The 15,003-nt window shown below is 41.7% G+C and carries 16 protein-coding genes; 13 read left to right on the top strand and 3 right to left on the bottom strand.

What is annotated here, in order from left to right:
- Positions 1 to 34: 34 nt before the first annotated feature.
- The 4 genes from maf (at position 35) to J4526_00520 (ending at position 4,782) form a co-directional block, all read left to right on the top strand.
- Positions 35 to 676 carry a septum formation protein Maf gene (gene maf / locus J4526_00535; protein ID WFO75425.1) on the top strand — a complete coding sequence of 214 codons (642 nt, stop codon included), beginning with the start codon at positions 35 to 37 and terminating at the stop codon, positions 674 to 676.
- Positions 633 to 1,790 (top strand): radical SAM protein, encoded by a 1,158-nt coding sequence (locus J4526_00530; protein WFO75424.1) that lies wholly within the window; start codon positions 633 to 635, stop codon positions 1,788 to 1,790. Before maf ends, J4526_00530 begins: the two co-directional genes overlap by 44 nt.
- A gap of 14 nt (positions 1,791 to 1,804) precedes the next feature.
- Entirely contained in the window at positions 1,805 to 2,200 is a 396-nt protein-coding gene (locus tag J4526_00525) for a hypothetical protein (protein ID WFO75423.1), read from the top strand.
- Between the two features lie 128 nt (positions 2,201 to 2,328).
- The gene (locus J4526_00520; protein WFO75422.1) at positions 2,329 to 4,782 is read left to right on the top strand and encodes a valine--tRNA ligase; all 2,454 of its coding nucleotides are present in this window, start codon (positions 2,329 to 2,331) and stop codon (positions 4,780 to 4,782) included.
- Here the strand turns inward: J4526_00520 and J4526_00515 are convergent.
- Positions 4,747 to 5,433 carry a PHP domain-containing protein gene (locus J4526_00515; GenBank protein ID WFO76259.1) on the bottom strand — a complete coding sequence of 229 codons (687 nt, stop codon included), beginning with the start codon at positions 5,431 to 5,433 and terminating at the stop codon, positions 4,747 to 4,749. The two genes, J4526_00520 and J4526_00515, sit on opposite strands and share 36 nt — an antisense overlap.
- Before the next feature lie 81 nt (positions 5,434 to 5,514).
- Here J4526_00515 and J4526_00510 point away from each other — a divergent pair, with 81 nt between their 5' ends.
- On the top strand, positions 5,515 to 5,703 hold the full coding sequence (locus tag J4526_00510) for a 4Fe-4S binding protein (protein WFO75421.1): 189 nt from the start codon (positions 5,515 to 5,517) through the stop codon (positions 5,701 to 5,703).
- On the opposite strand, the gene J4526_00505 is transcribed toward J4526_00510, so the two are convergent.
- Complete coding sequence (locus tag J4526_00505) at positions 5,700 to 5,921, bottom strand: hypothetical protein (GenBank protein ID WFO76258.1); 222 nt, start codon at positions 5,919 to 5,921, stop codon at positions 5,700 to 5,702. The two genes, J4526_00510 and J4526_00505, sit on opposite strands and share 4 nt — an antisense overlap.
- A gap of 100 nt (positions 5,922 to 6,021) precedes the next feature.
- Here J4526_00505 and J4526_00500 point away from each other — a divergent pair, with 100 nt between their 5' ends.
- Together J4526_00500 and J4526_00495 are read left to right on the top strand one after the other, a co-directional pair.
- The gene (locus J4526_00500; GenBank protein ID WFO75420.1) at positions 6,022 to 6,750 is read left to right on the top strand and encodes a metallophosphoesterase; all 729 of its coding nucleotides are present in this window, start codon (positions 6,022 to 6,024) and stop codon (positions 6,748 to 6,750) included.
- 80 nt (positions 6,751 to 6,830) lie between these two features.
- A complete protein-coding gene (locus J4526_00495) occupies positions 6,831 to 7,649 on the top strand; it encodes a rhomboid family intramembrane serine protease (GenBank protein WFO75419.1) in 819 nt (272 codons plus the stop codon).
- On the opposite strand, the gene J4526_00490 is transcribed toward J4526_00495, so the two are convergent.
- Entirely contained in the window at positions 7,643 to 8,521 is an 879-nt protein-coding gene (locus J4526_00490; protein ID WFO75418.1) for a hypothetical protein, read from the bottom strand. The genes J4526_00495 and J4526_00490 overlap by 7 nt on opposite strands.
- An 88-nt stretch (positions 8,522 to 8,609) precedes the next feature.
- On the opposite strand from J4526_00490, the gene J4526_00485 reads away from it, so the two are divergent.
- The 6 genes from J4526_00485 to asd all read left to right on the top strand — a co-directional run bounded on the left by J4526_00485 (position 8,610) and on the right by asd (position 14,943).
- Complete coding sequence (locus J4526_00485; protein WFO75417.1) at positions 8,610 to 9,251, top strand: DUF1614 domain-containing protein; 642 nt, start codon at positions 8,610 to 8,612, stop codon at positions 9,249 to 9,251.
- A 272-nt stretch (positions 9,252 to 9,523) separates the two neighbouring features.
- Positions 9,524 to 10,729, top strand: coding sequence for a threonine synthase (locus J4526_00480; GenBank protein ID WFO76257.1), 1,206 nt, complete (start codon positions 9,524 to 9,526; stop codon positions 10,727 to 10,729).
- Between the two features lie 6 nt (positions 10,730 to 10,735).
- Positions 10,736 to 11,716, top strand: a complete 981-nt coding sequence (locus J4526_00475) for a homoserine kinase (protein ID WFO75416.1) — start codon at positions 10,736 to 10,738, stop codon at positions 11,714 to 11,716.
- Positions 11,717 to 11,724: 8 nt separating this feature from the next.
- Positions 11,725 to 12,753: a hypothetical protein gene (locus J4526_00470; protein ID WFO75415.1), complete on the top strand. Its 1,029-nt coding sequence runs from the start codon at positions 11,725 to 11,727 to the stop codon at positions 12,751 to 12,753.
- Positions 12,750 to 13,880: a hypothetical protein gene (locus J4526_00465; GenBank protein WFO75414.1), complete on the top strand. Its 1,131-nt coding sequence runs from the start codon at positions 12,750 to 12,752 to the stop codon at positions 13,878 to 13,880. The genes J4526_00470 and J4526_00465 overlap by 4 nt, the downstream gene beginning before the upstream one ends.
- A complete protein-coding gene (asd, locus tag J4526_00460; protein ID WFO75413.1) occupies positions 13,870 to 14,943 on the top strand; it encodes an aspartate-semialdehyde dehydrogenase in 1,074 nt (357 codons plus the stop codon). The genes J4526_00465 and asd overlap by 11 nt, the downstream gene beginning before the upstream one ends.
- Positions 14,944 to 15,003 lie beyond the last annotated feature (60 nt).

The following is a 15,003-nucleotide window of genomic DNA, read 5'->3' as shown; positions in this document are numbered from 1 at the left end:
AAATACTCTAGAGTATCATTAGTGGTGTTTGGCTGTGAAGAAACTAGTGCTTGCAACGAAGAGTAAGCGTAGGATAGAGTTACTTAGAGCTATTGGAGCCGACTTTATTGTTGTTGAGCCACGCGGTGTAGTGGAGGTTTATGATGGTGATCCTAGGGAGGTTGTTCTCGAGAATGCTAGGAGAAAAGCATACAGTGTAGTCGATCTAGTGCCTAGGGACTCCGTAATTGTTGCTGCCGACACCATTATAGCTATAGATGATGGTAGGGTTATCGGAAAGCCTCCTAGTGTTAATGAACAAGTTGCTATACTGAAGAGGCTTCGTGGCCGATGGCATCGTGTTTTGACCGGGGTATTCATAATAGATATGAGCGAGAAAACAGTAGATTATTTTGTTGAGGAGACACGTGTGAAAATGAGGTACTTTACTGATAAAGAACTAGAACTCTATGCTGCGAGTCTTGAGGGTCTCGGGAAAGCTGGTGGCTATGCAATCCAGGGTCTAGGATCCCTATTGATCGAGAAGATTGACGGTGATTACTACAACGTTGTCGGACTACCTCTAGCCAGACTACATGTCTACCTGCTTAAACACGGCATAAACATTCTCGAATCAGGGGTGATGAAGAGAGTTGTCGGTGGATCCCGTGGACATTTATTCTCTAGTACTCTATAGACCCGATGCCATAAGGATTTGGGAGGACCCGGATGTCAGGGAGAAACTAGACTGGTACCTACGCGTTATGAGGAACGAGGCTCCAGCGAAATATAGGATCGTTAAGAGGATTGAGGTTAGCGAGAATCCATATGAGATACAGGATATTAACGAGCTGTGGAGACTCCATGACAAGTACGCGGCTGTCTTCAAGAAAGTATTCAGAGAGATCAAGGAGGGCGGGTCTAGTCTCGACGAACTACCTCTTCCCGAGTACAGTCTACTTGATATAAAGATCGCTATAGCCAATAAGATGGTTGAGGCTTGTTGTTTCTGTGAACGGAGATGCGGTATAAACAGGCGTGAAGGCAAGATAGGTTCTTGTAGAGTAGATGCTACCACGATTGTCCACACGTATTTTCTACACATGGGCGAGGAGTCCGTCCTGGTACCATCCGGGACGATATTCTATGGTGGATGTAACTTCCATTGCGTGTTCTGCCAGAACTGGGATATAAGCCAGGAACACCCTACCCATGGGATCAAAGTTGATGCCAAGACACTGGCTAGGATCCAAGAGGAATTGAGGAAAGCCGGTGCTAGGAACGTGAACCATGTTGGAGGCGATCCAACGCCTAACATACACACTATTATTGAGAGCATGAAGTATATGGACGTAAACGTTCCGCAACTATGGAATAGCAACATGTATCTTACCGTCGAGTCGTTGAAGCTTATCAAAGACCTCATGGATATATGGCTCCCCGACTTCAAGTACGGCAACAACAAGTGTGGAGAAAAACTGTCTCTCGTGAAAAACTACTTTGATATAGTTACACGTAACTTGAAGATAATACATGACGAAGGAGAAGAAATCATAATACGCCACCTAGTGTTGCCAAACCACATAGAGTGTTGTACTAGGAAAGTACTAGAGTATATTGGTAAACACCTGCCTAGAGTTCTAGTAAACATAATGGACCAGTATAGACCAGAATACCTTGTAGCTAGAAACCCGAAGAACTACCCAGATATAGCTAGAAGACCTACATGGAAAGAGATTAGAGAAGCATTCAATATAGCTAGAGAATATGGTTTAACAAAATGTGTTGAAGACCTGTGCTTCAAACCATGAACAAGGTGTGTACAATGGAGCAACCAAGTAATGTCAGTGAGTACTGGTTTCTAAGATACTACAGGGTCCTCATAATCGAGGAAAACGGTAAGAAAACAGTCTCTGTCGACGTCTACAAGAAAGGATTCGTTCACAAAATCACTAGCGAGAAATGCCTAGAGAACAAGGAGTACTGTATACTATATAGTGAAATCGACAAGAAAGACTACCTTAAGATCCTTGGCGAGGATCTCGCCAATAAAATAGAGAAAACCATTGTCGTAGGCGTAAAAGCCAAGAACAAGACAGAGACCGTAAACGTTAGATACATAATCAATGGAGAACTCACATACAACGACATTGAGAGACTCTTCTACAAATCCTGGGAGATCATTGGGTGTAATGCTCCACGTGAAGAAGAACTACCTTAAATTACCTTAAAAGACTGCTCTTATTACCTTCTTGTTACAAAATATAAATACTGTTATCATCATATAATTCGTTAAACGTAGTACAATAAAGTATTTGATGAGGATAAGCCTATAGTGGGTGTCTTTTTATGGAGTCCAGTAGGTTTAGTAGCAGAATCAAGGAGAAACGATGGGATCACAATCTTGAGCCCGAGCTCTATAAACAGTGGGAGGAAGAGGGGCTGCATAAATTTACTTTCGACCCAAGCGATGAGAGAGAAATTATTGTAATAGATACTCCTCCACCATATGCTAGCGGTAAATGGCATGTTGGCGGCGCGGCTCATTACGCACAAATAGATATGATTGCTAGATACTTTAAGATGAAAGGATATAATGTACTGGTTCCATTCTATGCTGACAGGAATGGTCTTCCTGTTGAAGTACAGGTTGAGAAAGCCTATGGTATAAACCCGCATGAAATAGCATCTACCCCTGAGGGTAGAGAAAAGTTTCTCGAGCTCTGTAAGAAATTCCTTGATAAAGCTGAAGAAGAGATCGTGAAGGTATGGAAGAGGCTCGGATGTGGCTTCGACTACTGGAGGAATGGCACCGATAGCCCAGAGTACAGGAAGATCACCCAGGAGACATTCATAGAGTTGTATAAACGCGGTTTGATCTATGAGGCCGAGAGACCTGTAAACTGGTGTCCTAGATGCAGGACAACACTTGCTGACGCTGAACTAGAGTATAAAGACAAAGAAGGTTATCTATGCTACATCAAATTCCTAGTAAAAGAAACTGGTAAAGAAGTCATTGTGGCTACAACACGTCCAGAACTACTCAGGGCTTGTAAAGCACTTGTATTTCATCCTGAAGACGATAGATACAAGGATCTAAAAGGCAAACACGCTATAGTACCATTGTACGAACACGAAGTACCCATAATGACTCACCAGGAAGTAGACAGGGAATTCGGTACAGGCCTCGTCATGGTATGTAGTTATGGAGACAAAGTAGACGTGAAAATGTTCCGTGACCTCGGGCTAGAGCCTCTCGTCATAGTGGATAAAGATGGTAGAATGAAGAGTGAAGCAGGGCCTATAGCTGGATTGCCTGTTGACGAGGCTAGAAAGAAGATCATAGAGTTGCTTGAAGAAAAAGGGCTTATAGTCAAGAAGGAAAAGATCGTTCACTCAGTTCCTATTTGTTGGAGATGTAAAACACCCGTACAAATAATCAATACACGCGAATGGTTCCTTAAACAACTAGAGTACAAAGACAAGATAAAAGAAATTGCCTATAAGATCGATTTTAAGCCTGAGATGCATCGCAGAAAACTAATCGACTGGATCGAGAGTATAACAGCCGATTGGCCAATAAGTAGAGACAGGTATTATGCGACAGAAGTACCGGTATGGCGTTGTAGTGAATGTGGAGCAGTCCTTCTCCCGGAGCCAGGAAAATACTATAGGCCATGGAAAGACGAGCCCCCATGGGACAAGTGCCCCAAGTGTGGTGCTCCAAAAGAAAAACTTGTTGGCGAGAAGAAAGTCTTCGATACATGGTTTGACAGCAGTATATCAGTACTCTATGCCTCCGGCTACAAGAGAAACCCAGAGCTGTTCAAGAGAGGATTCAAGAACGCGTTACGTCCACAAGGCGAGGACATCATAAGAACATGGCTTTACTACACGTTGCTCAGAGTATACCAACTAACAGGACAACCAGCCTTCAGATGGGTAAGAATTACTGGTATGGGGCTTGACGAGAAAGGTGAGGCGATGCATAAGAGTAAAGGCAATATCATAGACCCAGATCCCTATCTCGAGAAATATGGTGCAGATGCATTCAGGTTCTGGGCTGCTGGAGCAAGCAAGCTGGGTTACGACTACAGGTTCAGTGAGCAAATGATCAAGACAGGTAGGTTGTTTGCAACAAAACTATGGAACATAGCGAGATTCATATCAGCTTTCCCTGAACCGAAGAAAGAAGAGGTAAAGCTACGTCCTCTAGACAAGGCTCTCCTAGCGAAACTCGCTAGAGTAATCGAGAAGATAGATAAAGCTTATAGTGAACTCGATGTATACGAGCCTATTAACGAGATCTACCAGTTTACATGGAATATATTCGCTAGTCATTACCTGGAGCTCGTTAAATCACGTGCATACAATAGGGAGGGCAAGTATAGTAGTGAAGAACAGAAAGCAGCATGGTATACACTTTACACAACACTCAACACAATACTACGTGCTCTAGCACCAATAATGCCCTTCGTCACCGACGCCATCTATAGGAGACTCTATGGTAGAACAGTGCATAGAGAAAGATTCCCAGAACCCGAGAAAGAATGGCTTGAGTGGAGTCCTGATCTCCTTGAAAAAGTTGTTGAAGTAAACTCCCTCATATGGACTTACAAGAAGAACAAGGGATTAAAGCTAAGTGAGCCTCTTGACGCCACTGTGTATGTCCCTAGGGAACTCGAGGGAGTGGTTGACGAGATCAAGGATCTCCACAAGATAAGAGATGTACGTGTATATGATAAAGAGAAACCAGAAGGCGAAGAACTAGGCCTCGGAGTAATCGTGGTGCCCGTAAAGTAGTGCTCTGACAGTTTTCCTCTCTATAGTCCATAGGACTCTTTTTACAAAATACTTAAAAGGGGGATACCTCTTAACAGGCGTTACCTTGTTTTTCCTAATAGCCTCCAAGACACCCTCAGGGCTGTAGTCGTCTATTTCAATAATGGTGTATGCTGTCCCAATATACTCCGGTATATGTGCATCAGATGAAGCCAAGCCTGGGAGTCCGAGTATTCTGGCAGCCTCTTCTGCTTTCTTGTTAGCGCCACGATTAGCTGATGCATTAAATACTTCTATAGCATCCCATCCCTTCAACTCATATACCAAATCACCTATGCCTAGCCTAAGTGAGTCGAATGGATGTGCTGGGACAACAAGACAGTTATTCTCATGTGCTTTGTCTATGAGCTCCTGAAGCGAACTCGGTATGTTGGGTATGTTCTTTGGGCTACTACAGTATACAAGTACGTCTCCATGAACTGTCCGAACTTCATTCCCAATAATGACGATGATCTCGTGTTGATATTTCTTGGCGTACTCTTGTGCAAGTATGCCTCCGCGAAAACTATTGTGGTCTGTTATAGCTATTATGCCGAGTTCTTTCTCGATGGCGGTTAAGACTACTTCGTAGGGACTAGCTCTACCGTCACTTACAGTTGTATGAATATGCATGTCGGCTTTGAGCTTCAAACCTATTACTCACCTCTACACGTATACTATCACTGTCTATACCATGTGAGGTGGTTCTAGGATTTGGTTAATATTATTGTTGATGAGAATAAATGTGATTTATGTGGTTTATGCGTAGAGTATTGTCCAGCTTACGTATTCCGGATAGAAGATAAGAAACTTGTTGTCGAGAGCAGTCGATGTAAAGAATGCTATGGATGTATTCCATTGTGTCCCCAAAGAGCAATAACAATAGTTGATGAAGATCCTTAATAGTATGGCTGTAGTTCTGTTCTATCGTAAGGGCATTTGTACTTCAGTCTCTTTGCATCAGCTGCACAGAAGAATGCACCACATTTTGGGCAATAGTATGCTTCGCCAGTATCTATTGCATCAAACAAATCGATCTTCTTATTACATATCGAGCACTTTACAGTAGTCCATCCCTTATGGCCAGGGGCGTTTATACCCTTTAGTAATCCTATGGTCATTGTTCTTCTGCCCTCCACTGCTACGTCTCGCTTAAATCATTTTAGTATCCTTTATAACCTTTATCTCGTATTAATCCCTAGTGTGAGGACGGAAACATTGATGGGAATAACTCTTCTAGCAACATCTGATATACATAGTCCTAGATATTTAGACATATACTTGAAGTTGCTAAAAACTGTTGACTGGAGTAAAATTGATGTGATCGTGTGGGCTGGAGATCTTGTTGAAAAGAATAATATATCCGCTCTCAAGCCTGCTTATGAGAAAACACTTAGTCTCTCTCAAGGGAAACCTATAGTGGCTGTTTTTGGTAACGAGGAATACCATGAATACGAGGAAGAGTATATGAGAAGATATGAGCAAGTTATATGGCTTAAAGACAACTATGTTATCCTCGAGATAAAGGGCTCTAAAATAGGATTTATCGGGACAAGAGGCGCTTTGGAGAAACCAACTTTGTGGCAATCAAAAAACATGCCCTGGCTTAGTAAATACTATGAAGAACTCCCAGCTAAAATAAAGGAGTTAGCCACGAAGATCAGGAGTGAAGTGGATTACCTGGTTTTAGTATCACATTATGGTGTAACATACAGGAATCTTCGTGGAGAAAAACCTTATGTATGGCCTTATCTTGCGTCAAAGAGAATGGAGAAAATTATTACGCCAGACTTGTTTGATGCAGTAATCCATGGACATGCCCATAATGCTAGGGTGGAGAAGGTGTTGGTGAACAATGTACCAGTATACAATGTTAGTTTACCGGCGTTCAATAAATTATTTGAAATAGTTATTGGCGGGAAGAAGGGATTACTACAATGGCTTGGATGACTAGTGTAGTGGTGTATATGGATATTCTTATATTATTTTGGCGACCTATTGTCTTTTAATAGGAGTAGGTGTATACGGTAATGCTTCCTGTTGCAAAGACTACTGAAGATGTAATGTACGGCAGGTTCCCTGTTGCAACAATATTACTTATATTGATTAATGTTGTTGTCCACATAGTAGTTGTTTTCCATCCAAACTATATTCTTCCATATGCTATATCGGCTAGTGATATATACAGAGAGCTGGGTGTTGTGCCGATAGCTATTGTTAGAGGAGAAAAACTATGGACGTTGTTTACATCAATGTTTCTCCACGGTGATTTCTATCATTTGCTTGGAAACATGCTTTTCCTCTACTTCTTCGGTGGAGCAGTTGAGAATGCGATGGGTAGTAAGCGGTTCCTATTATTCTACTTTATATCAGGTCTCTTCGCGCATTATGTGAATATTCTTGTAATATACTTTATTCCTCAGGAATACTTGTTGACAAACTATGGTTTCTCGCCATGGACTGTGCCGGCGATAGGGGCTTCGGGCGCTATAAGTGGTGTCATGGGGGCGTATCTCATATACTATCCTAGAACAAAGCTTAGTCTAGTGTACTTTATAGCAATAATACCATTGTTTGTGACTCTTCCAGCCTGGGCTTATATTGGCTTATGGTTCCTGACACAATTGATACTCGGAATACTTGTCCTCGTAGGACTAACCTACTCCAGTATAGCATTCTGGGCCCATATAGGAGGCTTCATGGCAGGCGTTGTACTTGCCCCGTTTTTCTTGAGCCCACGTGTAAAAGCAATGATTAGAACCAGGAGAGTTATCGAGAAATACGAGCTGATCATACCCCCAGAGCATAAAGAAGCAATTATAGAAGAAGCTGGTGAAGAAGCTCAGTAATGAGGTCTAAAGCCATCGTATACTGCTAGTTGTAGAACAGCAGCCAAGAGCGGTATGTATTGATCGTATGTGAAGCCTTCTTTTCTTAATTTCAAGTCAAGATTGAATAGGATCTTGCTTCCCTCTCTAGTATCCATTAACTTATGGTTTAATGCTTCTTCTACATACTTTAGCGCCCAATCAGGTAACCGTGGCTTAATTATTTCTAGATAGAGTCTTACTATAGCACTGTTGAAGTCGCTGTATTCTCTATTGTACTCCATGAGTTTTCTAACCAGGTTAAATACTGTGTCATCACGTGGATTAACTGTTATGAATCCTGGCCATTTACTGGACAAGGTATTGAATACTTCTGTTAGTCCAGTTGATTCTGTTAGAGCATGAGTGTAAGTCAGCCCTACTTCTTGGAGATGAGTGACCATTTGTTCAGCACCTATAGTCTTTAATGCATTCATGAGCTCCCTCACGTCACGCCACTGACTTCCATCAATGAATATGCTCCTAGCTCTCTTCACGCTTCCAAGATCCTCTAGAACACTCTCGACTTCAGTATACGATAATATTAATGCGTTAGTCAGTGAAGGTATTATGATGTCCGGGTACACTCCTCTACCAAGCCATCTATATGCCTCTCTTAATGCTTTAGCATAAAGCCCTCCTAGATTGATGCCAGTAGCAGCTAGTTCCCCTCTCCGAACTCTTTCTCCGAGCTCAATAGCCTTCATAATGTACTCTATAGTACTAGTACAGGAAGACATCATTTTGTATGCTTCCTCATCGAGTCTTAGCCTATGGATTCCGCCTGGTTTTATACTAGAGTATACTGCTAAGTGAACACCCTCTACAACAGACCTTAGTATATGAGGATACATTACTAGGAGTCTCCTCCAGAAACCTTTTCTTCATTTCTCTACTATACTAGTGTCTTGCAGTAATAATAGCTCTGTGGTGTAGATAATAGTGGATATTGTGTTTGAGAGAAAGAAACTTGGTTCGGCTGAGATTATAGTATGCTTGATGATATTGTTGTCGTCAACAATAAACTATAGTGTACTCGGTTTTGAGCTATGGGATTCACTAGCGATCTCTATAGCTTACACTATGAGTATAGTATTTGGGTCAATGTATGTTGTGAAAACAAGTAAACTAAATAAACTGGCGGTGAATATAGGTGGTTTCGTAGCCCCTCTTATATATTCTCTAAGTACGCTTTTCATTATCCATGTTGCCACATGTATAGAAGTGTACAAGACCATTATTTTGCTTATAGTGTTGTCCATAATATTCTATTACACGTCAATACACATAGTAGGCTACGGTATTGGGTTATCGGTTATTCCAACATCACTCCTTATATCTAGTTCAACCATAATAGTCTTTCATAACATAGGCAATCCACTAGTATGCATTCCTTTGAGTTCTTCAATAGGATACCTCAGTATAATAATTGGGGTAGATGTAATCAAAACCATACATGTCAGTCTGAAAAGAAAAATAGAGTTCATACTGGGAGGCGCAGGAGTAAGCGACATCGTGGTGATCACAGGCTCGCTTACACCAATAATAACACTCCTTCTCATAGAGATCACGTTTATGTTATAGATACCTATAAATCCCATTATGAGAAAGAATATCTACGGAGCCCTAACGCCCCCCTTAGAGAGGGGGAGGGGATGATGGGCTCCCTCCCGGCCTTCAGGCCACTATAAACCAGTTCTTATAGGCTATAGATTAGTGAAATAAACAGCTGTACTATCATAGATCTATTTATTCCCACTGAACGTACACTAGTGTAATATTTAAATACTGGCAGTCTTGTAGATAGGTGGCTAGGTGATGAGGATGCGCCAAACAGGTTAGTTGTATTAAAATGTATCTCTTGTTCTTCCGAGTATAATCTGTATGAAAAAAGAGTACTATGTTCTTGTAATGGATTACTTCAAGTAGAATTCAAGAAGCTGCCAGAGGTATCATGGAGTCTATTTAGAAGTAGACCATTCAGGCTGTGGAGGTATAGAGAACTAATACCGTTGCCCCAAGAAGCGAAAATAGTGTCTCTTGGCGAAGGAGGCACTCCTTTAATCAAGGCTGTCAATTCTATGGAGTATACTGGTGTTAAAGAAGTCTATGTAAAATTCGATGGAGCTAACCCAACTGGTAGTTTTAAGGATCGTGGAATGACTGTAGCTATTAGTGTGGCAAAGTACTTGGGGGCGAAAATAGTCGCATGTGCTTCCACAGGCAATACCTCGGCCTCAATGACGGCCTACGCTTCTAGAGCAGGAATAAAGCCATTGATAGTTTTGCCGAAGAAAAGTGTCGCCAAAGGGAAACTAGCGCAAGCAATTCTCCATGGAGCTGAAATAGTTTTCGTTAAAGGAGGATTTGATGAAGCATTGAAAGTAATTATTGAGGCATCAAAGAAAATGCTTGTCTACCCATTAAACTCTATTAATCCATGGAGAATTGAGGGGCAGAAGACTGTAGCCTACGAAATTATTGATGAAATAGGTGTTCCCGACTGGATTATCTTGCCAGTAGGTAATGCAGGGAATATATCTGCTGTATGGAAAGGCCTTGTAGAACTCAAGAGAGCAGGATTGATAGACAAGTTACCGAGATTAGCCGGGGTGCAGGCATCTGGTGCAGCACCCATAGTAAAGACCTTCAAGACAGGTTCCAGTGAACCAGTTTTCATTGACAACCCAGAGACCATTGCTTCAGCGATCAGGATAGGAAAACCTGTAAACTGGATGCGGGCACTAAAAGCCGTCAAGGAGAGTAATGGTGTTGTTATAGATGTTAGTGATGAGGAAATCCTTGAGGCGCAGAGGATTCTTGCAAGAAGAGAAGGACTAGGAGTAGAACCAGCTAGTGCGGCAGCATTCGCCGGTCTTGTCAAGCTTAGGAGAGAGAAGATAATTGATAAAGATGAAAAAGTAGTTGTTATTGCAACGGGTCATGCACTAAAAGATCCCGATGCAGCTGTTCTCCACGATACCATAGCTTACGAAGCTGAAAGCATTGAAGAAGCCTTGGCTATGATACGTAGAATTTCCATAAACAATTACCGTAGGTGATGTGCCATGGTAGTTCCTGGTCTTAATAATACTCATGTTGGAGCAAGTAAAGAGCTAAAAAGTATAGTTGTTGAAGCACCTGCCTCCATAGCCAATATTGGGCCAGGATTTGACGTACTTGCCATGGCTATCGAGGGGTTAAGTGATCGCGTAAAAATAGTTGTTGAGCAGGGTGCGGGGAACATAATTGTTGAGTCAAAAGGAATAAAGGTACCTGATGGTAAATGCAATGTAGCTTATAGAGTCGTTAAGAAAGCTATTGAGGAGTATGGATTACATGATAAAGACTTCTATGTAACAGTATTCAAAGGTGTACCAGTCTCTCTAGGGCTTGGTAGTTCTGGTGCAACCGCGGCGGCGACAATCTATGCTTTATCAAAAGTTCTTGACTTGGATTTAGATATTAGAGAATTAATCAGACTTGCAGGCGAAGGCGAGGCACTGGCTGCTGGCTCACCACACTACGATAACGTGGCGGCCAGTCTTCTTGGAGGAATAGTTATTGTGGATCCTGTTAGTATGAACGCATATAAGATCGATGTGAAGAAAGACTTCTGGATCGCAATAGTATCGCCAGAAATATCGTTTGGATTTAAGAAGACGATGCTCGCGAGATCTCTATTACCGAGAGAAATAACTATCGATGCTTGTGTAAAACAGTATGCTAACATAGCAAAAATGATCCATGCATTATACCAAGAAGACTTGGAACTATTTGGTGAAAGTATTTCAATGGACTATATAGCAGAGCCATACAGATCGAAGCTTATACCCGGTTACTGGGAGCTAAAGAAGATAGCCCGTGAAAACGGTGCACTCGGCTTTAATATAGCTGGTGCAGGGCCATCAGTGTTCTCGATCTATAGAAATGAAGTTGATGCCTACAGGGCTGGCACAAAAATAATGGAGTACTTGCTGAACATTGGTGTAAAATCAAGACTCTATGTAACCAAGATTTCTAATCAAGGAGCAAGAATCGTGGGGTGATTATTGCCTTGGCTAAAAAACTCGATATAGCCATAGTAGGCTTTGGTAGCGTTGGAAGGAATCTAGCGAAGCTACTGGTTCACAAAAAGGAGTTTATCGAGAAAAAGTATAACATAGTAGTGAACGTTGTAGCAGTAATGGACTCAAAAGGAGCTGTTGTGAAAGAGAACGGTTTATCTCCTTACGAGTTACTGAAACTAAGCGAGCTACCAAGATCTAGTATATGTCTCTACAAGCCCTACGGTATCCCCAATGCAGGGCTTAAAGACGTTTATGCAAGAATCCTACCCGATGTACACGTCGAGCTAACACCATCTAATTACACTAACGGAGAACCTGGTCTTTCACATATAATGTACGCACTAGAACACGGCGTAAATGTTGTATCATCAAACAAAGCGCCATTCGTACTAGAGTATGATAAGATCATGGAAGCTTCTCTACGGAAAAACCTTATTGTTAAATTCAAGGCGACAGTAATGGCTGGCACTCCTCTTATAGATCTGCTTATGGGGCTGAAGGGGTATGAGGTAGAGGTTGTTGAAGGAATACTTAATGGTACTACGAATTTCATTTTAACTGAAATGCATGAGAATCTTGTATCGTTTAGTGATGCCTTAAAGAAAGCACGGGTCCTCGGTATTGCTGAAGCAAACCCCGATCTTGATGTTAAGGGTTTTGATGCGGCTGCAAAACTTGTAATAATATCGAATATTCTAGGTACGCCTATCAGGCTCAGCGATGTTGTGAGGGAAGATTTGTCCAGAATAGATCTACGTGATGTATACAATGCTATCAAAAACGGTATGGTCATAAAATTTATTGCAAGACTTCACGTCGCTGATAGAAAAGGATCTGTTAGAGTAGAGAAAATACCCCGCAGTAATATACTAGCGTCTGTTAATGGTACGCTCAATTGTGTTGTTGTGAAAACTGATGTTAATACAATTACTGTCATAGGCAAGGGTGCTGGCGGTGTAGAGACGGCACATGCTGTTCTCGATGATATATTAAGCATTGGGGTGATGACTAGATGATAAGTGTTGTCTTGAAAATTGGAGGTTCTCTCTTAAGGGATGGTAGATCGTATATTAACGCAGCAGAGAAGATTAAGGAGTTATTTATAGAGCAAGGATTAGGCACAGTAATTGTTGTATCAGCTATGAAAGGAGTTACCGATAGCCTTATCAGAGCATACAATGGCTCTATTAATGATCTATATGCGGTAATGGAGCGGTATATTAACGCGGCATCATATGTTGGGGGACAGAGTCTTGTAAGAAGAGTCAGAGAAGAGCTAGATAGACTTGAAATAGTTTTCAAATCAAATCTCTCCAGAGACAATGCTACAAGAGACCTAATGTTATCGTTTGGAGAAAGACTAAGTAGAATCATAATGACTGAAGCATTGAGCCTGGTCGGCGTTAAAGCTGTAGGAGTTGATGCCAGAGACATCATAAAAACAAACTCCATCCATGGTAATGCAGTAATAAACTATGATGAGACAAGGAAAAGACTAGTTGGTATCAATGCTTTGTTGAAAGACGGGATAGCTTGCGTTATAGAAGGGTTTATCGGATCTGATAACTATGGTGCAACAACTACTCTTGGACGGGGTGGATCAGATTATACGGCGACTACTATTGCTGCCTTGCTGGGCTTAAGGGAAGTATACCTGGTCACCGATGTACCGGGCATCATGACCTGTGACCCAAAATACGTTTCATCGCCAAGAATAGTTCGTGTACTAAGTTATAGCGAAGCTATTGAAGCATCGTTTTATGGAGGCAAACGATTGCATCCGAGAACATTCCATCCTCTCATAAACATACATGGCAGCGTGGTACATATAGGCTGTTGGGATAGATGGGGAACGACTATAGTAAAGAACTATGCTGAAGGATCATTGAGAGGGCCTAAACTAATTGCTTTCAGGAAAAAGAATAGAGGATCTCCGGTAGCTCTTGTTGGTGAGGGTGTTAGCACGCCTACTATCATGAGGGATATTATAGACTATATTAGTAGCCATGATTTATTCTTTGAAGGACTATATATGATCAAGGGAAGACCCTCTATAGTACTTCTTTTCGAAGACAAGATGCTGGGCAAGGCTCTGCATGTTCTCCATAACCTTGTTCTGGAGTGGGGGAGCTATGAGGTATAGGGTTTGTGTTCTAGGAGCTACAGGGCTTGTTGGGCAGAGAATGGTATCGCTTTTGGCAAGGCATCCATGGTTTGATCCAGAGATCCTAATGGCTTCTCCTGAGTCTGCTGGCAAGAAATATAGAGATGCCGTGAAATGGGTTATCGATGAGGTTCTCCCAGATGACATCGGTGATATGAAGATTGTCAAAGTTGATGTAGATATTATTTCTAGGGAGAAACCAGATCTAGTATTCTCGGCTTTACCGTCAAGCATAGCTGTTGAGGTAGAACTCGAGCTTGTCAAGAGAGGTTTCGTAGTGGTATCTAATGCTAGTCCAATGAGAATGGATCCTTATGTACCAGTACTCAATCCAGAAGTTAATGCCGATCATTTAGAGATAGCTAGGCTTCAGAAAAGCAAGTATGGCTGGAAGGGAATACTGGTTAAAGTACCAAACTGTACAACAGCTATTCTAACTCTCGTGCTGAAACCAATAATGGATAACTATGGTTTAAAGAAAGTAATTGTATCAACAATGCAGGCGCTATCTGGAGCAGGATACAGTGGCGTCCCCTCAGTAGCAATACTTGATAACGTAATACCATACATTAAAGGAGAAGAAGAGAAAGTAGAGAGTGAAACACTGAAAATTCTTGGTAAATTCGAGAAAGACAAAATACAGTACGCTGACATCAGAGTCTCAGCTAGTTGTCATAGAGTAATGGTCCTAGATGGACATCTTGAAGCCGTGTTTATTGAGACAGTAGAGAAACCTGATCTAGATTCTTTAAAGAAGGTATTGAAGGAGTTTAAAGAAAATAAAATAAAAGACCTAAACTTGCCGACAGCCCCAAAGAACCCAATAATCGTAAGAGACGAGCCAGATAGACCCCAGCCACGTCTCGACAGGAATGAAGGGAAGGGCATGAGTGTTGTAGTGGGGAGGATAAGAGAAGATAAAGTGTTTAATGGCGTGAAGTTTGTTGTACTAGGTCACAACACGATTAGAGGTGCTGCTGGAACAGCTATTTTGATTGGTGAACTACTGGTAAGCCAAAACTATATTGGTGTCCTTCAATAATTTTCTTCAACTTAACTTATTTTATTTGAGTACCTAACATATTTTTGTTGATGGGTATCA

It is taken from the genome of Desulfurococcaceae archaeon MEX13E-LK6-19, assembly GCA_029637525.1.
Taxonomy (GTDB): domain Archaea; phylum Thermoproteota; class Thermoprotei_A; order Sulfolobales; family Desulfurococcaceae; genus MEX13ELK6-19.
The sequence above is the reverse complement of the archived record's forward strand: the minus strand, read 5'-3'. Positions and strand labels throughout refer to the sequence as shown.